Origin of the sequence: Salinivibrio sp. SS3 (genome assembly GCF_001722105.1) — a bacterium.
Taxonomy (GTDB): Bacteria; Pseudomonadota; Gammaproteobacteria; order Enterobacterales; family Vibrionaceae; genus Salinivibrio; species Salinivibrio kushneri.
Map to the genome: position 1 here is coordinate 12,670 of NZ_MEBQ01000042.1, position 23,612 is coordinate 36,281.

Sequence of the window (23,612 nt, forward strand, 5' to 3'; positions counted from 1 at the left end):
GTTTTCCTACTAAAACGCGGAGCCCGAAGGCACCGCGTTTTTTAATTGTCGACCGTTTAGCGAACCTGTCCTATTGCTTCGCACAAGCGATTAACTCGTTCTTACCTCAATCGTACCGCCCGCTGCGATAAACCAGTCATAAAGATGGGTTCGCAGGTTGGCGAGTTGGTCGGGGCCAATAAGAGCCAAGCCTAAATCGGTGGCACGGGTAATATCGTGATGTCTTAATGGACGGAAGCTCACCAACATCGCGCGCGCTTGCAATCCTCCGAGTAAATCACGCAAGGACTCCAGCTTGTATAGGGTATCGTCGCCATCACTCGACATGCCTTTGGTTTTGCATTCAATAATATGCAGCTTGTTATTCACCACCATGGCGACATCTAACTCATTGCGCACCTCGCGCTCACCGATTTGGCGATAAACCTGCAAGGAAAGTGCGCTGTCTTGGATGGTGGGAAGCTCTTGTTGGATGGAGGTGACAGTATGGTGCACGTAGCTTTCTAACCACTCGCCATTGGCAAAACGTCGCGCTTCTTCACAGCTAAATGTCAGCACCCCTTGCTTATAACTGGCTAAGCCAGCATCCGAGAGATCGTCGAGTAGAATACCAAGCTCGCGATAACCTTGCTGTTTTTCACTGAGCGCGACGTCTAAACGCTGCTCTTTACGACAGGTGGTTGCGAGGTAGTTCAACGTGGCCAGGCCAGGGCCTAGCTCATAGGCATTACTGGCCCACTTTTCTCCCAGCCGATAAATGTCATTGGTTAAACACCCTGTGACTTGGTCATCTTGGTGCTCACAGCGCGCACCGAAAATCGTTAGATACTCAGTGAGACTAATATGATCTTCCACTTGTTGCTGGGGTAGGCCGTCAGGGTACAGCCAACAAAGCTCGTCGCTATAGGGCTCAATCACATAGCTGGGCCACTGATAGGTACGAAATACTTCATAGGCGGAGAGTAATTGGTGGCGCAGGCCACAGCTCGCATTAAAAAGGATGTCTTCAGAAGAGTGACTGAGCTGCTCGGCAAGACGTTTTACCTGACTTTTCACCTCGCGGATATTGATATCATCCGAGATTTCAAAAAACTCGGTTTCAATCCCCTTGGGCGCCAGCACACGCGTTAAACGCTCAAATTCCAGATCTTGCTCCAGCGTGCCAATGAGTATCAGCTTACTGACAGGCAATTGCTGATGCAAAACAGGGGTAACGAGACGGACGGGGTCAGAGTCGATGATTCCTACATGAATAGCCATAATTGCTCCAGGCGGGCTATGAGGCGGCATAAGGCCGCTTAATTATCGGTATAGTTGCCAGCCTCAACAGGTGGCGTAACTATTAATATCCGGCCTCGTGGTCAGGCTTTCAACCACTCGCTGAGTAAATAAGTGTAATTTTACACAGCGCTGACGTGATACCCGTTCTATTAACCCCGAAGTAACTCGCCCCTTTTTTGTGACAGTGCCGCGCTAACCTTTGTGTAACCGCTTTGCTTCCCTTCTAGGCGCGACTTTGCTTGAGTGCTTGCTGACGCAAGGTCTCGGTTAAACTATTTAGCTCAGGCAACATGCGTTGAATTAAGTGTAGCTGTTGTAGCACCATGCTGAGTGGCGCGTTATCAACAGGCACGTAAGTAGGAGACTGTGACTCGATGGTGGCATTGGCGTGGTGCTCATCAATGCTCACTGGCTCGCCCGTGGGCGTCTTGGTGCCGGTTGAGGGCACTTGTGCGGGTAATTCTGCAGGCAATGCTTGCCCCAAGCGCTCAGTCAACGTGTTGAGGGATTGATGAATTTCACGATGGAGCTGCGCCATCTTTTGATGATTAACCTCATCATCCATCCGGCTGCGATGCGCGCCCAAGGCCGAAATGTAACTGAGCATGGCATTGTTCAAGCACAAAAACCGGAAGGTCTCTTCAATATTGGTGCGATAGCGTCCAGGCTCCACCAGCATGTTACTGATCGCGGTGGTCAGCTCGGCATCGGCATTATGGGCATGTCGACGCGCGATCCGATAGGCAAGGTTGTCCCGCTTACCCACTCGATATTGCGCAATCACATGAGCCAAGTAGTCACGGTTAGCTTGCAGCGCTTCAGTCATGATCCCACGCAAGCGGTGGGCTTGCCAGTCGGGCAGTACATAACGGACGGCGGCGACGGCGATCAAACAGCCAATCACGGTATCGCCAAGGCGAGGAAGAATAACCGCGAAGCCTTGACCAAATTGGCTAAAGCACATCAGCACCAGCAGGGTAATAAATAAAGTGGCGAGCGTGTATTGCACGGTACGAAACGCGAAAAACAGCACCCCAGTGATCACCATTAACGCCAATTGACTGCTGGGATCAGGGAAAAGGTAGAGTGCGGGCACTCCCAAGAGTAAACCGGCGACCGTCCCTAAAATGCGCTCTTTAAGCTTACTGCGCGTCGCAGAGTAGTTGGTCTGACACACAAATTGAATGGTCATCAAAATCCAAAAGCCGTGCTCTAACCCAAGCCCTTGGATCAGTGCATAACCGGTCAGCAGTGATAAGGACAAACGCACCGCATGACGGAAACGCAGTGATTTAACCGTGAGCTGCCGGCGAATGCGGTAAGCCATTTCCCCTAACGAGTGTGCATCCGGGTCGGCCAGTTCACTTTCTTGGAGGTTGTCCGTGCTGGCTAAGTGGCTCAAGCTGGCCAGTTGTTGTTCCACTGTCTCCAAGTTTTTGTAAAGAAAATCGAGTTGTTGCAGCAGCGCGAGGCGAGTGCTGTCTTGCTCCTCTTGTGCCGACAAATAGGCCATCGACTGTTTGATTGCCATGAGGGCTTGGTGGCCTGTTTTCGGGTGATGGTAGTGTGTACCGATCGACATCGCTTGCGCAACATCCCGGCAGGCTTGCGCTTGCGCGTTTAATAAGGCTTCAAAGCGAAAGAGGATATCGGAATGAAAAAAATGCGCCGCCAGATCCTGGTAACGATAATGGGATGAACTCACACGTTCGTGAATATCTTGGGCAATGAAATAGGTTTGTAGCAAGGTTTGATGTCGCTGTGTGAGTCGACCGCGTCGAGCACGGGCCAGTAATGACGCTTTCGCTTGATTGAGCGCGGCCACCACTTGCGCATTTTGGTTGGCGGCGGCAATACGCGTCGGTTGCGGAACCAACTCGGCGACCGGATGGAACAAACTGGATTTGGTTTCCATATAAGTGGCGGTTTGACGAAACACCGCAGCCAATCGGTGCTGAACCGGGCGGTGAGGCCATATCATGATCCAAGCCAGCGACAACAGCCCATACCAGAGCGCCCCAGATAACAGCATCATCGGCTGTAACCACATATCACTGCCTTGCTCCATCCCCAGCATGGTGTAAACCGCCAAAAGTAACGAGGCAAAGGCGATGGTGCCATAGCGCTCACCGATCGCGCCCAGCATGATAAAGCCAAAGCTGGAGGTCGTCAGGCCAATCGCGAATAGCCAAGGGGTGTCGTACAGTAGCTCGACCGAGAAGGCCGCGACGGTAAAGCAAACAAGGGTGACACCGAGCGCACGCAACCGCCCCCAAAAATGATCATCCACTTCCGCCAATGCCGAGGCAATTACACCGAGCACCAGTGGCGTCACAATATCTGTGCGTCCGGCGTATCCCGCGTACAACGCCACACCCATCAGGGCAATAAGGACGCGAATACTGTCATTAATACGATGGTTCGCCCAATACTCACGCACGGCGAGCGGCAGGAAAGGTAAACGTGGCAGAGAAAAAGGCATAAGTAAGGGTGATCGGCCAACAATGTTGGCAAGATAGCAGAAATGGAACCAGAAACTAAGCCTCAATGAGGGATTTTCTCGGGGAATAAGAAAAGGGTTGCGGCAGGTCAATTTCGTGTTGTCAGCGCACTGCGTAGGCAGTGGCATCGCGCTAGTAAATTGATTTATCGAGCATTGAGAAGTAGCATGCCAAGCATCTTTTTAGGGCACGACGCGTGCGCTATTCGCTGAATAACGTTGAGATATGAAACTTACAGCCAATCGCTGGGCACAATGGCTTGTTTACGGCGATCATTATAGCTTGCAGCTTGAAGATGATGGCTTACTGCTCGAATCTCGTCATCATCGACAATACATTCCTTTCTCGGCATGGGATGGACAGCTAACGGTATCGCGTGGGTTGCTGTGGGGGACGATTTCGTTAACCGGTTATACTGACGAAGGCGAACCACTGCCATTCGAGGTCTTTGGCTTGCCATGGGATCACGCCCAACAAGCGGGACAAACGATTTACCGCCACTATCAAGCCTATATCGCCCGTTATCAAAAACGGCTAGCGATGATTCAGCCTAGTTTGTTGGCCGAGTTTGATGCACTGGTGAATGCGCCAGGTTATGCGCGTGTCGCCCAATTACGCAGCGCCCAACAAACGGTATTGAATAAGCTGGAAGGCGAGGGGATCCCTGCCTCGTTCTTGGCCAATTTGGACGAAAGCCTTGCTACCACACTATCGCCTGTGCTGCAGGCCGACTCAAGCTGGCTGAAAGCCCGCAATCAACAGTGGCAAGCGGCGATGCTTAACCAGTGGCAAACCTGGTTTGATACCATTGAATCGTCGCCATTGAATGCCGGGCAGCGCGAGGCCGTGCTTACCGATGAATCCCATACCCTGGTGGTGGCGGGCCCTGGCAGCGGCAAAACCAGCGTATTGGTGGCACGCGCCGCGTATTTAATTGAAAGTGGTCAAGCCAAGCCTGAGCAGCTTTTGTTGCTGGCCTTTGGTCGTGATGCTGCGACAGAGCTTAAAACGCGGATAAAGACCAAAACGGGCCATGAGGTGAATGTCACCACTTTTCATGGCTTTGCCCGTCAGCAACTCGCCGAGCACCAAGGACAGGCCCCGGTTATTTCGCCGCTCGCCAGTGATGAGACGGCCAAAGCGGCGTGGCTGACCCAAACACTCGCCGAACAGTGGCAACAGCCCACTACCCGCAAACGCTGGGACAAATTACATCAGCAGCAAACACTGCCGCTTGATGATAACGCTGAACTGACTGCGTGTGCCCATGACGGCCGGTTGCACACCTGGGTTCGGTCGCGTCTTTCACGGGTGATCCAAGCCAACACTACCAAGCGTGCGCTAACCGATAAACTGGCAAGCTTTGAGGCGCAGGCCGCCTTAAAAGATGAACTGGCGGTGATTTGGCCGTTATACCAAGCCTACAAACAAGCACTAAAAGCGGAGAACGCCGTTGATTTTGACAGCTTAATTACCCAAGCCACTAAGCTGTTTCAGCAGCGAAAATTCGTCACGCCCATTCAATTTGTGATGGTCGATGAATACCAAGACATTTCCCCAGCACGATTGGCGATGCTCGAGGCACTGTGTCACGGTAAAGCGGACAGTGAATCGCAAGTACCACGCGCTTCCTTGTATGCGGTGGGGGATGATTGGCAAGCCATTTATCGCTTTGCCGGTGCCGATGTCAGCTTAACCACAGAGTTTGCGCAGCGTTTCGGCGACAGTGAAATTTGCTGGCTGACCACCTGCTATCGCTATCCGTCTACCTTGGGGGATGTGGCGCAGCAGTTCATCGAACAAAACCCCAAGCAGCTGAGCAAACAATTGGATTATGCGCGCGATAAGGCATCGGCGAAAACGCCCAAAACGATCAAGGTGATCACGGACGATAAGATAGAAAAGACACTGGTAAGCCTTGCCAAAAAGCACGCTAAAGCCGAGAAAGCAGTGAGTGTGATGCTGATAGGTCGCACGCATGCCATTTGTCCTGACGCGCTAGAAAACTGGCAGAATGCTTATCCGTCATTGGCGCTTCGCTATACCACCGCACACGCCAGCAAGGGGCAAGAAGCCCACTATGTATTTATCCTCGGCATGGATGAAGGCGTATTTCCCGCCAAGCCTCGCTCGCTTTCACTCGATGAGGCCTTATTAGGGAAAAATGAAGAGCCAATTGAACACGCGGAAGAACGGCGACTGTTTTATGTCGCCCTAACGCGCGCGCAAAAACAAGTTTGGCTGGTACACCAAAAAGGCCATGCCTCACCGTTTGTGGAGGAATTGAAAGGGTACCTTTAACTACTACTCATTACGAACAATCGTACTTATATCTCGGCTTTTATTCTTCGACCCATTTAGTATATGAAGCAGGTTTTCTGATAGGAAGGATCCTAGGGCGAGCGCATGAGTGTTTATTTTTCAACCACCGCTGGTATGCCTGCAGCTAAGACCTTCTCAAAGAAGCTGGGATTCATGAGACAACGCTTCTGTTTTGATACCACGCTGATCTTGGTCGGCTCAGCCCGCACCATGTTTGAGGCCATGTGTCGCAGACAGGCAACATTCTCTGCGCCATTGTCTTTATAAATTAGGCAGGCGTCTTCACCATGTTGACATCCAATACCCAGTGCATGGATTCAATGCGAGCGGATAGCACGGCTTGCCTCATCGGCAGTCAGTGATTTTGAGCCAATATAGTAACGATACTCCAGCGACATCGGACGCCTTTTTTCAACACGCAAAGATTCAACCGTGACAAGGCTTTGTAGTGATGGCCAGCGGGTAAAGTCGCCTGATAAACATTATTTATCAAGCACATAGCACTGACGTGATTCAATACGACCGTGGCTATGTTCAAACACAGCATCGTCATTGAAGGTTCGGTGCTGCTCACTGAATGCTGCGGTGATCGCATTCGCTAACTTGCCTTGATTTTGTTTCACCGCTAATAAGTAATCGCCACCCTGCTCAACAATTGTCTTGGCACTCTGGCGGTTATCATCAACGGCACTGAAGTAGTCTTCAAATGTATCGATGTCCACGGTATCTATCCCTAACTATTTTAGAATCGGCCTATATGATCACAGCCAAAGGTGAGCGTCAAACCGATCCTTTTTTGGTCGAAAAACGTTCGCGATTTCGCCCTGGGTTATCGGCACCTTTATTGAGCGAGAGTATTACCATTAACCAACAGGTTGGAGTCACGACCGATAATTTATAATGGCTCTTCTTGATGCGACATTGAGTTGATCAGGCCGGCCAATAGATTATCAAGAGACTCGCGCTCTTTATTGTCTAATAACTCTAGAATCTTCTCTTGGCCTCTGACGTGATCTTGGAGGATGTGGTCAATCTTTTTTATTCCCATTTCAGTTAGTTCGACAATGATTGCCCTTCTATCTTCGCGGTTCCGTCGCCGCTGAACAAGGCCTGCTTTTTCTAACCTATCAAGTCTATTGGTCATACCACCAGATGAGACCATCATAGATCTGTAAAGCTCGGTTGGAGACAAAGCGTAGGGTTCTCCGGAGCGCCGTAACGTTGCAAGGACATCAAATTCCCCACGACGTAGATCCAATAGGTCCAGGTGAAGCCGGCTAAGCATTTCATTGGCTTCGATCAAGCGACCGAATAGGGCCATGACAGAAGCGTCAAGCTCAGGACACTCATGCTGCCATTGCTGCCGTGCCGAGTCAGCACGACTCGTGGTTGTAAAATTATGTCTTGACATAAAGATTCTTTGTGTGGAGTATGTAATGGTTAAGTTAAACGATTGTTGGGGGATGCTTATGACAAAAGTCAATGAACGAAATTATGCGCTATTCGCTGTCACAACGGTGCTAGTGGGGCTCAACCTGCGACCCATAATGGCTTCTGTTGGACCAGTTCTCGATTTAATTCAGGCTGATACCGGTGTAGGCGATACGTCAGCTGGTCTGTTGACAACCTTTCCCGTCCTTGCTATGGGGGTTTTTGCTTTTTTCGGCGGGGTGTTGCAAAGGAAGTTTGGCGTTGAGAAAACCGTACTATGGAGCTTGATTGCGCTGTGTGCCGCCACCCTAAGTAGGTTTTACTTTCATGGTGAAATGGCATTGATTGCTACAGCCGTATTGGGGGGTACCGGCATTGCTGTTATACAAGCTGTTTTACCGGGTATGATTAAGCGAGATTATGGTGATAAGGTCGGCCAGTTGATGGCCTTGTATACTGTAGGGATCATGGGCGGTGCGATGTTGTCCTCATCTTTGACTGCTCCTGTTTCCAATCTGAGTAGCTGGCCACTATCACTCTCTCTCTGGGGTATTCTTGCAATTATTGCATTGCTTTCCTGGAAAAAGATTAGTGCTGATAGTGCTGGAGCTGGTGGGCAGGAGAATGCTCAATTACCTTTAACATCAAAGCGTGCTTGGTTTCTCCTGCTCTTCTTTGGTGTTGGAACATCGGCATACACCTTGGTTTTAGCATGGTTGCCGCCTTTTTATGTTCAGCTAGGCTGGTCTGGGACAGCAAGTGGTTTACTCTTGGGAGGAGTAACTCTTTGCCAAGTGATCGCAGCTGTAAGTCTCTCTTCTGTCGTAGATCGTTTTTCAGACCGGCGCCCGATCCTTTATTCGATTCTCGGAGTCATTATTTTAGGACTTATGTGCCTGGTGGTTTCTCCAGAGTCATTGTTCATCCCTGCATTGCTTCTGCTTGGTTTTGGTATTGGAGGATTATTCCCAATGTCGCTCATCATTATTGTAGACCATCTTCAAGCGGCTAGTCAGGCTGGATCTCTTATGGGGTTTGTACAAGGCGGTGGATATGTGGTGGCTAGTATTATGCCTTTCGCTGCAGGTGTGATAAACGATTATTTTAATGATCTATCTATGGCTTGGGTGGTTATGCTCGTAGCAATGGTAGTTCAGCTTATGATGGTACCCTTCCTGTCGCCCAAGTATTCACTTTCCACTGATGACTGGAGCCTTCAAAAAGCCTCTTAATTAAAGATGGTTTGGAATGGCTCGCATTTTTGGTTGCTGATCTTTGGCTTTTCTTATGGATTACAATTACGAATATTCATGTGTAGTGGTATGGTGTACGAAAATCTATACAAAGAAAAGTTGGGCTCTCGAGTAGTTGGTTTAAATAGTAACTAATGCATTTAAAATGGAGCAAAGGAGAAACACCTTTGCTCCTAATGATCTATCAGTTGCTGTGATAAGTTGTACTCATAAACGCTCGTCTAAGTACGCTTGGTAATCAGGGATTTGAACATCCACCTCTTGGCCAAATAGCGGCGACGTGATCAGAAAGCGTGCGGTTGAGCGATTGGTGGCAACGGGAATATTCCAAACCGTGCTTACGCGGAGTAGCGCTTTGACATCCGGGTCGTGTGGCACGGCATTGAGCGGATCCCAAAAGAAAATCATCGCATCAATTTTTTGTTCAGAAATCATCGCCCCGAGTTGCTGGTCACCGCCCATGGGGCCACTGATTAACGGGGTGATTTTTAATCCGGTTTCTCGCGCAAGAATATGCCCGGTGGTGCCGGTGGCATACAGCTCATGCTGACTCAGTATCTCTTTATTTTCTTGTACCCACTCGCTCAAGGCGTTTTTGTAGTGATCGTGCGCCACTAACGCGACGTGTTTACGCGCAAGCATGGTCCGAGACGTTTGCTTCATACCCATTATCCCTCGTTAACAAGGTGGTTGTTATCAAACTGCCCACCGCAGCATTTACCGAAGACTAAATCAATCCGGCGATGAAATATAGCGCCTAACTGACAAACTCCGACGGTCACTTGTCAGAATTATCACATTATCAATAAAAAAATAGCCAAGCACATGAAATAAAATCTATTTTTTCACCCACTTGTTAATCAAGCACGCAAAAGTAGCGCGACAACCCATCCAAGTAGCAACAAAAAGGCTACAGTTAGGTAATCAGGCAATGGAAGTGCCTAGTCATGCAGGAGTGTTTATGAGCAAGGAGTACGCGTATGTGGGTGACACTGGATTTTGAAGCATCCGGTTTGTCGTTAGTGTCTTACCCGATTGAGGTCGGGTACGTGTTACCAAGTGGTGACAGCCATAGTTTTTTGATTGACCCTTCCACCGCCAGTGGACATTGGCACCACTGGGACAATGAAGCCGAAACCCGAATTCATGGGATCTCGCGTGAACGTCTTTTTAGCGAAGGGATCAGTGTTCTTGAAGTATGCCAGCATCTCAACCAGACCCTCGCGCCTTTTGAACATGTATTGTGCGATAGCCAATGGGATTTGTTCTGGATGGGGCGACTTTATAAAGCCTGCTATATGCGTCCTTCATTCACCTTAATGGAGGTGAATCAATGGCTAAAAAAGCACAGCGATCTGGATCGGCGCGATTTTAGTCGCGAAATGGAGGCACTGGGGCCGACGCCGCATCGAGCAGAGGACGATGCGCGGCAAATTCGTCGCGCCCTTGATAGCTTGTTAAAATAGCTCGCCTTTTAGCTTACTCGTGGGATGTCATGACAACACCTTTTACCCTTAGGTTCGCGCAATTCAACCTCTCTCTAGCCGGGCGTCAGGCCGGTGACATTAAAGCAAAGATGCTTGCGCCTGCCCCCAGCCGACAAATTAAAAATCTCGCCGCAACCTTACAGCGGGTGCGTCCTGATGTGGTGGTGCTTTGCGAATTCGATCATCCAGGCGATGGCGGTGATGATGGGGCGCTCGCTGCATTTTGTGAGCGTCACTTGGCCGAATCGCAACACGGTGACACGCCGATTGATTATCCGTATCGCTACTTGCCTGCCACCAACACGGGGTTAACACTCACGGTGCCGGTCAGCATGCATCAACGCTTAACGAATGCCCAGCAATGCCATGGCTTTGGCGACTATCATGGCCAGTTTGGTTATGTGATTTTATCGCGTTACCCTCTCGACGATGCGGCGATTCGCACGTGGCAAGACTTCGCGTGGTATCAGCTTCCTCAGCATCAAATTCCCGCGGAGTACTACACCGAACAGGCACAAACGGCGTTACGCCTCGCCTCGAAAAACTTGGTGTCAGTGCCGATTTTGGTTGGTGATAAACGAATACAGGTGGTGGCCTGTCATCCCACGCCGCCGGTGTTTGATGGGCCAGAAAAGCGTAACTGGCGGCGCAACAGTGATGAAATTCACCAACTGATTGGCCTTTTGGATAATGCCGATTGGCTGGTGGACGACAAGGGCGCTCACGGCGGGCTTTCTCCTGAGACACCGTTTGTGGTGATTGGCGATTTAAATGCGGATCCGAGCTATGGTGATGGGGACAAGCAAGCCATTGGCGCCTTGCTTCACCATCCGCGGGTGCATCCAGAGGTTGCAGTTGGGGCGCAGGTACCAAAAAGTGACGCGGCACAGTTTCATGCGTTCCGCTTTATCGAAGGGAAAGGGCGGGCCATCGCTACCCATAACGGTGGGTTACGCCTCGATTACGTCCTACCTTCGCGAGAGCTAGCGGTGCAAGCCTCTGGCGTATTTTGGCCGGCGTCTGATGATGCCGACTACCCACTGATTTGTGATAAAAACGGCCAAGAAAACGCGCGTGCTCACTCCGATCATCGTCTTGTCTGGGTCGATGTGGCACTGAGTTAGCGAGGCTGCGAGTCCAGCGCCACGCCTTCACGCTGACACGCGACTTCCGCGAGGCGTTTAGCTTGTTCGTCCGGCTTTAAAAAGCAGCAGGTTGAGCAATAACTGTGATCATCGACGGTAAAAATCCGACAGCAGCCACCGCGCAAACGGAAGCTGTGGGTTTGCAGCACAGTTTGGGTGTCATTCGGATCGTAGACGGTGACATCGTGAAAGCCACTGCGCTTGCTATAAAGTGGGGTGCCGCGTTGATGGACGATCGACAGCGCGGCTTCACGCGCGGCCTGCTCACAATCACGATGTTTACCCACCATCAAAAAGGCAATACAGATTGAATCGGCAACCACTTTCCAAAGTGGCCCTTCACGCATACCACTTTGCTCGGCAACCGCATCGACGATCGGCGAAAAGTGGCGTAACAACGCGCCGTGCAAAATAGCCTGCCAATCTTCTGCCGCTGGCTGTTTCCAGCCAATCAAGGCATTGAGGTAAAAATGTGGTTTGTGATAAACCAGCTCCTCGCCATTCGGTTTGGTGACGCGGGTAGGCTGGTATTTGACCTGCCAATTATCTAAATCTAGCGAGGGGAGTTGTCCGCCCAGGAGCCAGCTAGCCAGCACGGGCAGCAAAAATTCATAGGCATAAGCGCCGATAAAGAGCGTGCCTTGGGCGCGGTTATCTGCGTCGCCATAGGTGGCGTTGACGGCGGAAAAACACTGCGTCAATCCGTGCTCAGTCGTGAGCTGTTCTTGAAGTGACGTGCCCACTACATCATCAGGGATCACTGACAAGCCTAAAGCAGAAGGGAAAGGGGCGAGTGCAACCGTGGTGGGCAGGCTTAACACATCAACGCTAGGATCGGCCGCGTTCATCAACACTCCTTTATGATAGGCAATCAAAACGCGAAATTTAGCATGTGCAGCAATCAATTGTAAGAGTGATTCGCATTTAGATGTCGATGCACTATCGTCACGATTGGGAACAAGGTGTCGCAGAGGAAGTGGTTGAAAAGAGAGGCGGACATCCACCTCTCAAAGGTCGACGCTATTATGCTGTTGAAGGAGGCTGGACTTGATAGCGTCCAGGCTTGTGATTCATCGCCAGCACGAGGTTGGTAGTAATCGCCGCGGCGACAGATAAGGCAATCAGCCATGGGTCAACGATCATCAGCGACAACACCACAATCGAGCAATCCAGTGCCATTTGTACTTTGCCGGCGCGGATGCCAAACCGTTGCTGTAAGAACAACGCCAAGGTGTTAAATCCACCCAAGCTACACTGATGGCGGAACATCACTAACATGCCCATGCCAATTAACCCACCGCCAAACAGCGCCGCATACACAGGGTGGATGCTATTGATGGTTAATACGGCGCTCAAGTGATCCGCGCCGAATGAGACGATGCTGACCGCAACCAAGGTACTTAAGGTAAAGCGTTTCCCCATTTGAGTGTAGGCGAGCCAATAAAAAGGCAGGTTAATCACGAAGAAAAGCTCACCAAAACTGAAGTCAGTGACTCGTTGTAAAAACAGTGCCAACCCAGCAGTGCCGCCGGTCAGTAATCCCACTTGGTTGAAAAAGAAGATGCCGAGTGACACCAAACTGCTACCGATAAGCAGCGCGAGTGCGTTTTCACGCTTGGAATGATTTTTATCCATATTTGCGTTCTATCCCTATTAAAACGACCGCTACACCATACGCTGTTGGTTGAATAGGTCGAGTCAAACACCTGTTTGATAACAAGTGAATAACAATCCAATGCGTACATTATCATTTACGTTGTGGTTTTGATCACGATAAAAGTGCGTCGCTACAGACCAAAGTCTAATCTACATTGTCTACAATCTTATTCTATTCTGGCTTTATTAAAGTTCTTAAGCGGTTTTTTATGTCTTTATTGTCGACAAATGACCAGGTTCACGATCAGTACACGCAATCGGCGCCAGCTGAGTCACGTGAGCCCACCAAGTCAGCCAGCCTGACTGAACAGCTTATCGAGGCGATTGTCACCGGCAGCTATCCAGCCGGCACCAAAGTATCGGAAGCGGGATTAGCTGCTGCATTTGGCGTCAGCCGAGGCCCATTGCGCGAGGCGATGATGCGGGTCGAAGCCTTGGGATTGGTCGAGCGCGTCCCTCATGTCGGTGCGAGAGTCGTGACACTCACGCATCGACAATTGGCTGAGATTTACGCGGTGCGAGAAGCGTTAGAGGGCATGGCGGCAAGACTGGCGTGCGCGCACATCACCGATGCGGAAATTGAGCAGCTCAGTGCGGTGCTCGACACCCACCATGCCTATATCGAACGGGTGGAGGGGGCGGCTTACTTTCATCAACAAGGGGACTTTGATTTTCACTATTGCATCATCAAAGCCAGCCATAACCAGAAATTGATCAATCTGTTGTGTGGTGAGTTGTACCACCTGTTGCGAATGTACCGCTTTCAATCGCCCCGAGCGCATTCTCGCCCCCAGCAAGCGCTGCAAGAGCACATGCAAATTTTAGCGGCAATTCGTGAGCGCGATGCCGAGTTGGCGGAAATGCTGATGCGTCGTCATATTCAGCGCAGCCGCCAACTGATTGAACAGCAAATAGCAGATTGAATAGCAACTGACGAATTAAAAATAGTGCGGTGGTGAGCCCCGCTAAGCCACGAATTTACAAGGAGAATACGATGAGTGCAGGTGCACGTTTTCGCCAAGCGGTACGCAGCAATATTCCGCTGCAAGTCGTCGGCACCATTAACCCCTATTGCGCCATGATGGCAGAGCGAGTAGGGCATCAAGCCATTTACCTGTCAGGAGGCGGGATTGCTAATGCCTCTTATGGCTTACCGGATTTGGGGATCACCACGCTTAACGATGTGTTGGAAGATGTGCGCCGGATCACCGCAGCAACCGACGTGCCCTTGCTGGTGGACATTGATACCGGTTTTGGCGGTGCGCTCAACATTGCCCGTACCATTCGTGAAATGGAACGGGCCGGTGCGGGTGCGGTGCATATGGAAGATCAAGTAGCGCAAAAGCGCTGCGGTCATCGTCCTAACAAAGAAATTGTCAGCCAAGCTGAAATGATCGACCGCATTAAAGCGGCGGTGGACGCGCGCACCGATCCTGAGTTTGTGATCATGGCGCGCACCGATGCCTTGGCAGTGGAAGGCATGGACAGTGCTGTTGTCCGCGCCAGAGCGTACGTAGAAGCAGGGGCGGACATGATTTTCCCCGAAGCCATGCAAACGCTCGAACAGTACCAAGCCTTTGTCGAGCAAGTAGAGGTGCCGATACTGGCCAATATCACCGAGTTTGGGCAAACCCCTCTGTTTACCAGCCAAGAGCTGGCGGGCGTCGGGGTCAGCATGGTGCTGTATCCACTCTCTGCGTTTCGCGCCATGAACCAAGCCGCCCTCAATGTGTATCAACACCTACTGGATGATGGCCACCAAAAAAACGTGGTCGACACCATGCAAACACGTGATGCGCTCTATGACTTCTTGGGGTATCACGCCTACGAACAGCAATTGGATCGCCTATTTGGAAAAGAGTGATCACGGACGCACACCCACGGTGTGAAAACGTCGGTTACACCACTGGAATTATCATCACGTTCACGGATTCATGCAGCGGTTGAATCTGATGGCATCAAAGGAAAGGAGCCAATCATGACAAATGTCGCCGTCGCACCTAACGAGAAACCAACCTCTGGCGCAGGCCTGCGTGGCCAAAGTGCCGGCACCACCGCCTTGTGTACGGTCGGGCAAACCGGCACTGGATTAACCTACCGGGGTTATGACATTACCGATTTAGCCAATCACGCCCAATTTGAGGAAGTGGCTTACCTGCTACTCAAAGGCCAACTCCCCAATTGCCAAGCACTGGCTGACTACACAGAAACCTTGGTGGGTAAGCGGGGATTACCTGACGCCTTAAAAGCGGTACTGGAACGGATCCCGGCCAATGCGCACCCCATGGATGTGATGCGTACGGGTTGCTCGATGTTGGGGAACTTGGATCAAGAAACTGACTTCAGTGAGCAAGCGGATAAAACCGATACGCTGTTGGCAATGTTGCCAGCCATTATCTGCTATTGGTATCGCTATTCGCATGATGGCATGCGAGTCGATACCTATCAGCCAGAGGTGAAAAGCATTGGTGGTTACTTCCTCAAAATGCTCACTGATGAAACCCCGTCGCCACTGCATGAATCTGTGATGCATTGCTCGCTGGTGCTGTATGCCGAGCATGAGTTTAATGCTTCGACCTTTACCGCCCGAGTGTGCGCGTCCACCTTGTCCGATTTGCACTCTTGCATTACTGCGGCCATCGGCAGTTTGCGCGGCCCATTACATGGCGGTGCCAACGAAGCGGCAATGGCGATGCTGGAACAGTGGCGCACACCTGACGAAGCCGAAGCCGGATTAATGCAAATGCTCGCCAATAAAGACAAGGTGATGGGCTTTGGCCATGCAATTTACCGTGAGTCAGATCCCCGCAATACCCTTATTAAGCATTGGTCGAAACAGCTGGCGGAAAACGCACCAGACGCTTGGCTTTATGACGTGTCTGAGCGGGTTGAGCAAGTGATGAAACGCGAAAAAGGCTTGTTCCCCAATGCCGATTTTTATCACGCATCGGCCTATCACTTTATGGGAATCCCAACCAAATTGTTTACCCCGATTTTTGTGATGAGCCGAGTAACGGGCTGGGCGGCGCATGTGTTTGAGCAGCGCGCCAATAACCGCATTATTCGTCCAAGTGCCGATTACGACGGCCCTGAACACCAAGATTGGCTACCCATCGAGCAGCGCCCCTAATCGGCGCGCATTCACCCGATTGAAATTACAGAAGGAATTGACCATGAGCAACAACGTAGAACTGAACCAGCGCCCCGACCCCGATGCCTTATTGGTGCAAATTGCTGACTATGTCGATAGCACGCCGATTGCTTCGGCAGAAGCCTATAACACTGCCCGTAACTGTTTGATGGATACCCTTGGCTGTGGCTTGCTGGCGCTACGTTTCCCTGAATGCACCAAACACCTGGGTCCACTGGTGCCGGGTACTACAGTGCAACATGGTGCGCGTGTGCCGGGCACCTCTCATGAGCTTGATCCGGTCACTGCCGCGTTTAACATCGGTTGTATTATTCGCTGGCTCGATTTTAACGATACTTGGCTCGCCGCCGAGTGGGGCCATCCGTCCGATAACCTAGGTGGAATTTTGGCCACCGCCGATTACTTAAGCCGTGTGGCCGTGTCCGAAGGCAAACCGCCGCTTACCATGCGCGATGTGCTGACTGCGATGATCAAAGCGCATGAGATCCAAGGCGTACTTGCACTCGAGAATAGCTTTAACCGTGTCGGGCTCGATCACGTTTTACTGGTGCGCGTGGCGTCGACGGCGGTGGTCACCAAAATGCTGGGCGGTAATCGTGACCAGATCATTGATGCCGTCTCACAAGCTTGGGTGGATGGCTGCGCGCTGCGCACCTACCGCCATGCCCCGAACGCCGGTTCACGCAAATCGTGGGCGGCGGGCGATGCCACCTCCCGCGCGGTGCGTCTGGCGATGATCACCATGAAAGGCGAAATGGGAATGCCGTCGGTACTCAGCGCGCCAAAATGGGGCTATTACGATGTGCTGTTTAACGGTAATCCCTTTAGTATCAAACAAGACTTTGCCAGCTACGTGATGGAAAACGTGCTGTTTAAGATTTCCTTCCCTGCTGAGTTTCATGCTCAAACCGCGGTGGAAGCGGCCGTTACCTTGCATGCACAGGTTAAAGACCGGGCTGACGAGATTGAACGTATTGAAATCACCACCCATGAATCGGCCATTCGCATCATTTCTAAAGAAGGGGAGTTGGCCAACCCGGCCGACCGTGACCACTGCCTGCAATATATGGTGGCGGTGCCGCTGTTATACGGCAATCTGGTGGCCGAGCACTATGAAGATGCCTTCCATCACGCCGACCCGCGTATTGACGCGCTACGGCAAAAAATGGTGATCAAAGAAGACCCACGCTATAGCGCGGAATACCTAGAAGATGACAAGCGATCGATTGCCAATGCGATCCAAATCTTCTTTACCGATGGCAGCCACACTGAACAAGTCGCAGTGGAATACCCGATTGGTCATCGCCGCCGCCGTGAAAAAGGGATCCCCGTACTGGAGCAAAAATTCCGCTCCAACTTGGCGACCCGTTTCCCGCAAGCACAGAGCGATAAAATTGCCGCCTTGTGTAGCGATCAGGCCGCGCTGGAAAAAACCCCGGTGCACGAATTTATGTCGCTGTTTGTGATTAACTAAGCACGTTATCAACACGTTGCTTGCTAACTCATCGCTCGCTGATAGCGGGCGATAAGGAGCCGCTTATGCAAGAAGCCAGTTACCAACACCATGCGGATTGGGCCAGCCGCGATCCCGAGGGGTTTTGGCAGGCGCAGGCCAAACAGCTTGATTGGTTTACCTTTCCACAAACCATTCTCAGCAAAGACGATAATGGCATTGAGCGCTGGTTTGCCGATGGCACCATGAACACCGCGTATATGGCGCTTGATGCCCATGTCGAACAAGGCCGGGGCGAGCAAACCGCGCTGATTTACGACTCACCGGTTACCGATAAAAAAACCACTTATACCTATGCGGCGCTGCGTGACTACGTGGCGAAAGTGGCGGGCATGCTGGCAGGGCTAGGGGTTGAAAAGGGGGATCGCGTGGTGATTTATATGCCCATGATCCCAGAAGCAACCGTAGCGATGCTCGCTTGCGCACGGCTTGGTGCTATTCATTCGGTGGTGTTTGGAGGTTTTGCCCCGAACGAGCTGGCGGTACGGATTGAAGATGCGGAGCCCAAAGTAGTGCTCACCGCTTCGTGCGGCATTGAGGGCGCGAAAACCTTGGCTTATAAGCCGATGATCGATCAAGCCATCATGGACAGTCGCTACAAACCCGACCATGTGGTGGTCTATCAGCGGGCGATGTGTCGTGCCCATTTAGACAACCCGCGTGATGCTGATTGGGCGGCGCTATTAGCTGAAGCCACACCTGCGCCGCCGGTGCCGGTCAACGCCACCGATCCCTTGTATATCCTCTATACCTCCGGCACCACGGGTAAACCCAAAGGCGTAGTGCGTGATAATGGCGGCCATGCGGTAGCGATGAAGTACAGCATGAGCGCGATTTATAACGTCAAACCCGGCGAGGTGTTTTGGGCCGCGTCGGATGTCGGCTGGGTAGTAGGGCACTCGTATATTGTCTATGCTCCTTTGCTACATGGCTGCACCACGGTGATGTTTGAAGGCAAGCCCGTCGGCACACCGGATGCAGGTGCGTTTTGGCGCGTGTGTGATGAGTATAACGTCAGCATTTTATTCTCTGCACCCACCGCCTTTCGGGCGATTAAAAAGCAAGACCCAAACGGTGAGCATCTTGCGCGTTATCCGATGACATCCTTACGCACGGTGTTTATGGCGGGTGAGCGGCTTGACCCGCCCACATTGGAATGGGTGGAAGAAAAGACCCAGCGACCCGTGGTGGATCACTGGTGGCAAACCGAAACTGGCTGGGCGATTGCGGGCAATCCATTGGGATTAACCTGCTTTGCGACCAAGCCCGGCTCGGCAACCATGCCAAGCCCTGGCTATCAAGTGCAGATCCTTGATGAAATGGGCGAACTGGCGGCGCCAAACCAGCAAGGATACATTGCCGTAAAGCGCCCCCTGCCACCTAGCTGCCTGCCGACGGTGTGGCGCAACCACGATCGTTTTGAAGCCGGCTACCTCAGCCAGTTCCCCGGTTATTATGTCTCCGGTGATGGCGGCTACATGGACGAAGATGGCTACGTGTTTGTGATGGGACGGATTGATGATGTGATTAACGTCGCGGGTCATCGTTTATCGACCGGCGAAATGGAGGAGGTACTAGGCAGTCATGAAGCGGTCGCCGAGTGTGCGGTAGTAGGCATGCACGATGAGCTTAAAGGCCAATTACCGATTGGTTTGGTGGTACTGAAAGACGGTTTTGTCTCTGTGAGTGGCGAGATCGAACAGGCATTGGTGCAGCGTGTGCGGGATCAAATTGGCGCGATTGCTTGCTTTAAACAGGCGGTTATCGTCGATAAGTTACCCAAAACACGCTCAGGTAAAATCTTGCGTCGCATTATTCGCCAAATGGCGGATGGTGAATCTTATCAAGTGCCCTCGACGATCGATGATCCGAGCAGTTTGGAGGCCATTGCCTCTGCACTATCCGCTTCGTAGTCGGTCAGACTTTTAGTAAACGATGAGCATGGCTCAACGCAAAGCAAGGTGAGGCAATCAGTACCGCCTGTGGCCTACACCTTGGCATTTTTTTGTTGAGACATCTTGGTATCCGCTTCATCCAACAAGTCATCTAAACTGCGGTGCGAGGTGGCCGAGCTGTTAGCAATCCCTTGGCTAAACGAAAGGGGGTAGGTATGGCGATTAATCCGATTAAATCGATCAACCACGCCCGCAAAGCGCTCGAGTGCGTTTTTTGCTTCTTGGCGGCCAGCACCGTAAAGAAATAGCACAAACTCATCGCCACCAAACCGCGCAAACACATCCGACTCGCGCATATTGGCACGCAGCAAGTTAGCCAAATGGGATAAGGCGCTATCCCCTTCGGCATGGCCGTAGGTATCATTAATCGCTTTAAAGTTATTTAAGTCCAAAAACGCCAATGAATAGGGGGCATTAATCGACTGACAATGCTGCACTGCTCGGCTAGCCAGTTGCATAAAACCGCGTCGATTAGAGATACCGGTAAGACTATCGGTATAGGCTGTCTGAGCCGATGACAACTCGCTTTCCGCCAGTAGCGCCAGATCGTTTAAAAAGCGCAAGTCTTCTTGGCTAAAGCGCCTAGGTTGAGTATCAATGACACACAGTGTGCCGACATTGGTGCCATCACTGAGAGAAAGCGGATGTCCCGCATAAAAGCGAATATGCGGATCGCCCGCAACGAGGGGATTGTCGGCGAAACGTGGATCGAGGCTGGCGTCTTTCACCACAAAGGGTTGATCCCCCAAAATGGTATGGCCGCAAAAAGAAATATCGCGTGAGGTTTCGCGCACAGTCAGGCCAAAACAGGATTTAAACCACTGACGATCGTTGTCGATTAAACTCACGAGGGAGATCGGGACGTTGAATAAACGTTTCGCTAAACGTGTGATGCGGTCAAAACGCTCTTCGTCTTCGCTATCGAGCAGGCCTGTTTCTTCCAGCCTTTTTAAACGTTGCTTTTCATCTTGTGGTTTAATGGGACTGAGCATTCACACACTCCTGTTGCTCGCTCTACAAATGCTGACTCTCTAAATACAGTAGAGGGGCTAGACAAAAGTGTCTAGGGCAGAAGACGACATAAGTCGCCTACTGCCACAAAATGTGCGATACCGCTTGCGGCTTATTGCACCAGACAAGCAAAGCCTTTCAGATAGAACCCTTCTGGGTAGGCACTGTGAGTGGGGTGGTCGGCAGCTTGTGCAAAGCGCTCGATAAATTGCACGTTTTTACCCGCATCCAAGGCGGCATCTGCCAGTATCTTTTGGAACAGACCCGTGTCCATTAAGCCCGAGCAAGAGTAGCTGAGCAGCACACCGCCTGGATTCAGCAGCTGCATGGCAAGCATGTTAATATCTTTGTAACCACGACACGCACCGTTCAGTTGCGATTTCGACTCGGCAAACTTCGGTGGGTCCATTACTATCACATCAAAGCGTTCACCTTGTTCGCGATAAGTGCGCAGCAGCTTAAACACATCGGCATTAATAAACTCAGCACGCGTGAGATCAAAGCCGTTTCGCGCCGCATTGGCTTTGGCTTTGTCGAGTGCGGGCTGGGAAACATCGACATTGATAATCTGTTTGGCATTGCCTTTTTGCGCATACAAGCCAAAACCGCCCGTATAGCAAAAGCAGTTTAAGACGCGTTTGCCATCCATGTATTTCACCGCTTGTTCGCGGCTATCACGTTGGTCGAGGTAAAAACCGGTTTTATGGCCGTTAGCAATATCAACCTCAATCGCCACGCCGTTTTCTTCTATGGTGACAGTGGCCGGCGGCTTCTCACCGTGTAACACTCCCACGCGAGGCTTGAGGCCTTCTTTCTTACGAATCGCCACATCCGAGCGCTCGTAGATATGAGAATCTGGGAACTCGGTGCGTAGCGCGGTGACCAGGTTATCACGCTGAACTTCCGCCCCGGCGCTGAGCAATTGGCACACCAAGTAGTTATCGTATTTATCCACGGTAATACCGGGCACACCGTCTGACTCAGCGGCCAAGAGGCGGTATCCGGTTAAGCCATCACGTTTAGCGAGCTTGGTACGTAGCGATTTTGCCGCACGAATACGGGCAAGGAAAAAGTCACTGTCGATGGCGGTTTTTTCAAAGCACCACATGCGTACCCGAATTTGTGATTGCGGCGAAAATGCCCCCATGCCTAAAAACTCGCCTTGATGGTCACAAACCGTGACAGTGTCACCTAGTCCGGGCTTGCCTTCAACGCGGGTGATCCCGCGTGAGAAAATCCAAGGATGGCGGCGTTTGATGGATTTATCGCGGCCTTTGGCGAGATACACAGTGGCAGTCATGATGGTTCCTAACAATGGGTGGTGCAAAACACGTCAAAATGCTGAGTGGGGCACCTGCATCATGACGTGACTTGCGGCTCAAGAAAAAAAGGGCGGGTATTGTCGAGCAAGGTGAGTGACATTGCAATAAAAACGCGCCCAGAGAAGGGCGCGTGATAACAAGCGTGAGGGGGGTAGACCAAGGAATTAGGTGCGAAGCCCTGCCACTAAAGTTTTTAATTGATGCGCCTGTGCGCCCAGCTCGCTCACTTCAGTGGCGGAGTCACGCAGCATTTGGGCAACCTGGGTAGACTGGCTGCGTACTTGCTCCACATCTTGCGAAATCGTACCCGCGACATTGCCTTGCTGTTCAGCAGCGGCAGCAATCTCGGTACTGCGATCGGCAATGGTGCCACTGCGCTCAGCGATTTGGCTAATTTCGGTATCAATTTCCTGCACCGCCGCTTCATTGGACGACGCATTTTCAACTGTGCCTTCCATCACCTGGCGCAGCTCCGCGGTATGCGTTTGCAGTGATTCAATCATCGACTGAATATCTACCGTGGACTCTTGGGTACGACTGGCCAGTGTGCGTACTTCATCGGCCACCACGGCAAAGCCGCGGCCTTGCTCACCGGCACGTGCTGCTTCAATTGCGGCGTTAAGGGCCAACAAGTTGGTTTGTTCACTGATGCCATTGATGGTGGTTACCACGGTACCAATTTGCTCGGCGTTTTTGCTCAGCTCGCTGACTTTATCTGCCGCTTGGGCAATTTCAGCGGCAAGGCCGTTAATCGCGCTCATGGTTTGTTGAACTTGCTGACGCCCCTGGTTTGCCGCCTCGGTGGCCTCTTGCGTTTGGGTCGAGGTGTCCGTGGCATGGCTGGCTACTTCGCGAATCGAGCCGGCCATTTCTTCGGTGGCACTGGCCAGTGAATCAAGATACTGGCGCTGACTCTCACCCAAGGCTTCACTTTCATCGCTACGCTGCTGCAGACTGGAGGACAGACCATCCATCATTTCCGCGCTTTCCTGGATCGCCTTCACCAAGTTTTGCTCGCGCTCGAGCACTTGATCGATAGTAACGGCAATTTGGCTAAACTCATCACGAACAGGAATGAAGTTCATTCGGTAACTCAGTTCACCCTCTGCTAGCTTTAATAAAGCTTGGTTCATGGTGTACATCGCACCGCCAATAAAGGTCATGATGTAGTAAATCAGCACCGCAATCACTAGCACCATACCAAGGAGCAGGCTCCAATCGGTGGCGCTCATATGGCTAAACAGCGAGCCGTCGACTTGGTAGGCAAGCTCATTGCCATTAAAGGTAAAACCGGTTTGCTGGTTATTGAGTAAGGTTTGCACCTCGCCTTTCGGGAGGTCGTATTTTTCAACCATGGCTTGAATGGCTTGACCTTCCGCTTCCATTTTGTGTGCCACACGGGTATCCGAAGCAGCATCCAAGGTAAGCGCAATCACAACCATTGCGAGCAAGGGGAGGAAAAAGATAAGGTAAAATTTTTCTTGTAGCCGAAGGTGGATAAAGTATTTATCAATCCATCGAAACGCAACTTCTTTCATGACGCCATCCTGTCAAACGACTTGTCTCATGTAGCGTTATACAGGT

At 51.5% G+C, this 23,612-nt stretch carries 19 protein-coding genes and 1 pseudogene; 10 read left to right on the plus strand and 10 right to left on the minus strand.

Annotated elements, in window-relative coordinates; all coding sequences use genetic code 11:
• Nucleotides 1–90: 90 nt before the first annotated feature.
• Both BGL48_RS11735 and yccS read right to left on the minus strand, forming a co-directional pair.
• Complete coding sequence (locus BGL48_RS11735; RefSeq protein ID WP_069362814.1) at nucleotides 91–1,260, minus strand: Card1-like endonuclease domain-containing protein; 1,170 nt, start codon at nucleotides 1,258–1,260, stop codon at nucleotides 91–93.
• A gap of 244 nt (nucleotides 1,261–1,504) precedes the next feature.
• A complete protein-coding gene (gene yccS, locus BGL48_RS11740; protein WP_069362815.1) occupies nucleotides 1,505–3,763 on the minus strand; it encodes a YccS family putative transporter in 2,259 nt (752 codons plus the stop codon).
• 244 nt (nucleotides 3,764–4,007) lie between these two features.
• On the opposite strand from yccS, the gene helD reads away from it, so the two are divergent.
• The gene (helD, locus tag BGL48_RS11745) at nucleotides 4,008–6,083 is read left to right on the plus strand and encodes a DNA helicase IV (protein WP_069362816.1); all 2,076 of its coding nucleotides are present in this window, start codon (nucleotides 4,008–4,010) and stop codon (nucleotides 6,081–6,083) included.
• Between the two features lie 113 nt (nucleotides 6,084–6,196).
• Here helD and BGL48_RS16515 read toward each other — a convergent pair.
• Nucleotides 6,197–6,769 (minus strand): annotated as a pseudogene (locus tag BGL48_RS16515) (ISAs1 family transposase); the annotation flags it as partial.
• A 92-nt stretch (nucleotides 6,770–6,861) separates the two neighbouring features.
• On the opposite strand from BGL48_RS16515, the gene BGL48_RS16280 reads away from it, so the two are divergent.
• Complete coding sequence (locus tag BGL48_RS16280; protein WP_176719667.1) at nucleotides 6,862–7,005, plus strand: hypothetical protein; 144 nt, start codon at nucleotides 6,862–6,864, stop codon at nucleotides 7,003–7,005.
• Here the strand turns inward: BGL48_RS16280 and BGL48_RS11755 are convergent.
• Nucleotides 7,000–7,515, minus strand: a complete 516-nt coding sequence (locus BGL48_RS11755) for a MarR family winged helix-turn-helix transcriptional regulator (RefSeq protein WP_069362818.1) — start codon at nucleotides 7,513–7,515, stop codon at nucleotides 7,000–7,002. The two genes, BGL48_RS16280 and BGL48_RS11755, sit on opposite strands and share 6 nt — an antisense overlap.
• A gap of 25 nt (nucleotides 7,516–7,540) precedes the next feature.
• Here BGL48_RS11755 and BGL48_RS11760 point away from each other — a divergent pair, with 25 nt between their 5' ends.
• On the plus strand, nucleotides 7,541–8,767 hold the full coding sequence (locus BGL48_RS11760; RefSeq protein WP_218089812.1) for a CynX/NimT family MFS transporter: 1,227 nt from the start codon (nucleotides 7,541–7,543) through the stop codon (nucleotides 8,765–8,767).
• A 228-nt stretch (nucleotides 8,768–8,995) separates the two neighbouring features.
• Here the strand turns inward: BGL48_RS11760 and BGL48_RS11765 are convergent, their stop codons facing one another.
• Nucleotides 8,996–9,451 carry a methylglyoxal synthase gene (locus BGL48_RS11765; RefSeq protein WP_046073377.1) on the minus strand — a complete coding sequence of 152 codons (456 nt, stop codon included), beginning with the start codon at nucleotides 9,449–9,451 and terminating at the stop codon, nucleotides 8,996–8,998.
• Nucleotides 9,452–9,768: 317 nt separating this feature from the next.
• On the opposite strand from BGL48_RS11765, the gene BGL48_RS11770 reads away from it, so the two are divergent.
• Nucleotides 9,769–10,254 carry a hypothetical protein gene (locus tag BGL48_RS11770; protein WP_069362819.1) on the plus strand — a complete coding sequence of 162 codons (486 nt, stop codon included), beginning with the start codon at nucleotides 9,769–9,771 and terminating at the stop codon, nucleotides 10,252–10,254.
• Between the two features lie 29 nt (nucleotides 10,255–10,283).
• Nucleotides 10,284–11,399, plus strand: coding sequence for an endonuclease/exonuclease/phosphatase family protein (locus tag BGL48_RS11775; RefSeq protein WP_069362820.1), 1,116 nt, complete (start codon nucleotides 10,284–10,286; stop codon nucleotides 11,397–11,399).
• Here BGL48_RS11775 and BGL48_RS11780 read toward each other — a convergent pair.
• Entirely contained in the window at nucleotides 11,396–12,268 is an 873-nt protein-coding gene (locus BGL48_RS11780; protein ID WP_069362821.1) for a (2Fe-2S)-binding protein, read from the minus strand. The genes BGL48_RS11775 and BGL48_RS11780 overlap by 4 nt on opposite strands.
• Before the next feature lie 175 nt (nucleotides 12,269–12,443).
• Complete coding sequence (locus BGL48_RS11785; protein ID WP_069362822.1) at nucleotides 12,444–13,055, minus strand: YitT family protein; 612 nt, start codon at nucleotides 13,053–13,055, stop codon at nucleotides 12,444–12,446.
• 230 nt (nucleotides 13,056–13,285) lie between these two features.
• Here BGL48_RS11785 and BGL48_RS11790 point away from each other — a divergent pair, with 230 nt between their 5' ends.
• From BGL48_RS11790 to BGL48_RS11810, 5 genes are all read left to right on the plus strand, one after another.
• Entirely contained in the window at nucleotides 13,286–13,999 is a 714-nt protein-coding gene (locus BGL48_RS11790; RefSeq protein WP_069362823.1) for a GntR family transcriptional regulator, read from the plus strand.
• Between the two features lie 71 nt (nucleotides 14,000–14,070).
• On the plus strand, nucleotides 14,071–14,940 hold the full coding sequence (gene prpB, locus BGL48_RS11795; RefSeq protein WP_069362824.1) for a methylisocitrate lyase: 870 nt from the start codon (nucleotides 14,071–14,073) through the stop codon (nucleotides 14,938–14,940).
• Nucleotides 14,941–15,054: 114 nt separating this feature from the next.
• A complete protein-coding gene (prpC, locus tag BGL48_RS11800) occupies nucleotides 15,055–16,206 on the plus strand; it encodes a bifunctional 2-methylcitrate synthase/citrate synthase (RefSeq protein WP_069362825.1) in 1,152 nt (383 codons plus the stop codon).
• 43 nt (nucleotides 16,207–16,249) lie between these two features.
• Entirely contained in the window at nucleotides 16,250–17,701 is a 1,452-nt protein-coding gene (locus tag BGL48_RS11805) for a bifunctional 2-methylcitrate dehydratase/aconitate hydratase (protein ID WP_069362826.1), read from the plus strand.
• Nucleotides 17,702–17,766: 65 nt separating this feature from the next.
• Nucleotides 17,767–19,653: a propionyl-CoA synthetase gene (locus BGL48_RS11810; RefSeq protein WP_069362827.1), complete on the plus strand. Its 1,887-nt coding sequence runs from the start codon at nucleotides 17,767–17,769 to the stop codon at nucleotides 19,651–19,653.
• 74 nt (nucleotides 19,654–19,727) lie between these two features.
• Here BGL48_RS11810 and BGL48_RS11815 read toward each other — a convergent pair whose 3' ends face one another.
• The 3 genes from BGL48_RS11815 to BGL48_RS11825 all read right to left on the minus strand — a co-directional run bounded on the left by BGL48_RS11815 (nucleotide 19,728) and on the right by BGL48_RS11825 (nucleotide 23,566).
• Nucleotides 19,728–20,687: a sensor domain-containing diguanylate cyclase gene (locus BGL48_RS11815; RefSeq protein WP_069362828.1), complete on the minus strand. Its 960-nt coding sequence runs from the start codon at nucleotides 20,685–20,687 to the stop codon at nucleotides 19,728–19,730.
• A gap of 131 nt (nucleotides 20,688–20,818) precedes the next feature.
• Entirely contained in the window at nucleotides 20,819–22,006 is a 1,188-nt protein-coding gene (locus BGL48_RS11820) for a class I SAM-dependent methyltransferase (protein ID WP_069362829.1), read from the minus strand.
• A gap of 186 nt (nucleotides 22,007–22,192) precedes the next feature.
• The gene (locus BGL48_RS11825; protein ID WP_069362830.1) at nucleotides 22,193–23,566 is read right to left on the minus strand and encodes a methyl-accepting chemotaxis protein; all 1,374 of its coding nucleotides are present in this window, start codon (nucleotides 23,564–23,566) and stop codon (nucleotides 22,193–22,195) included.
• Nucleotides 23,567–23,612 lie beyond the last annotated feature (46 nt).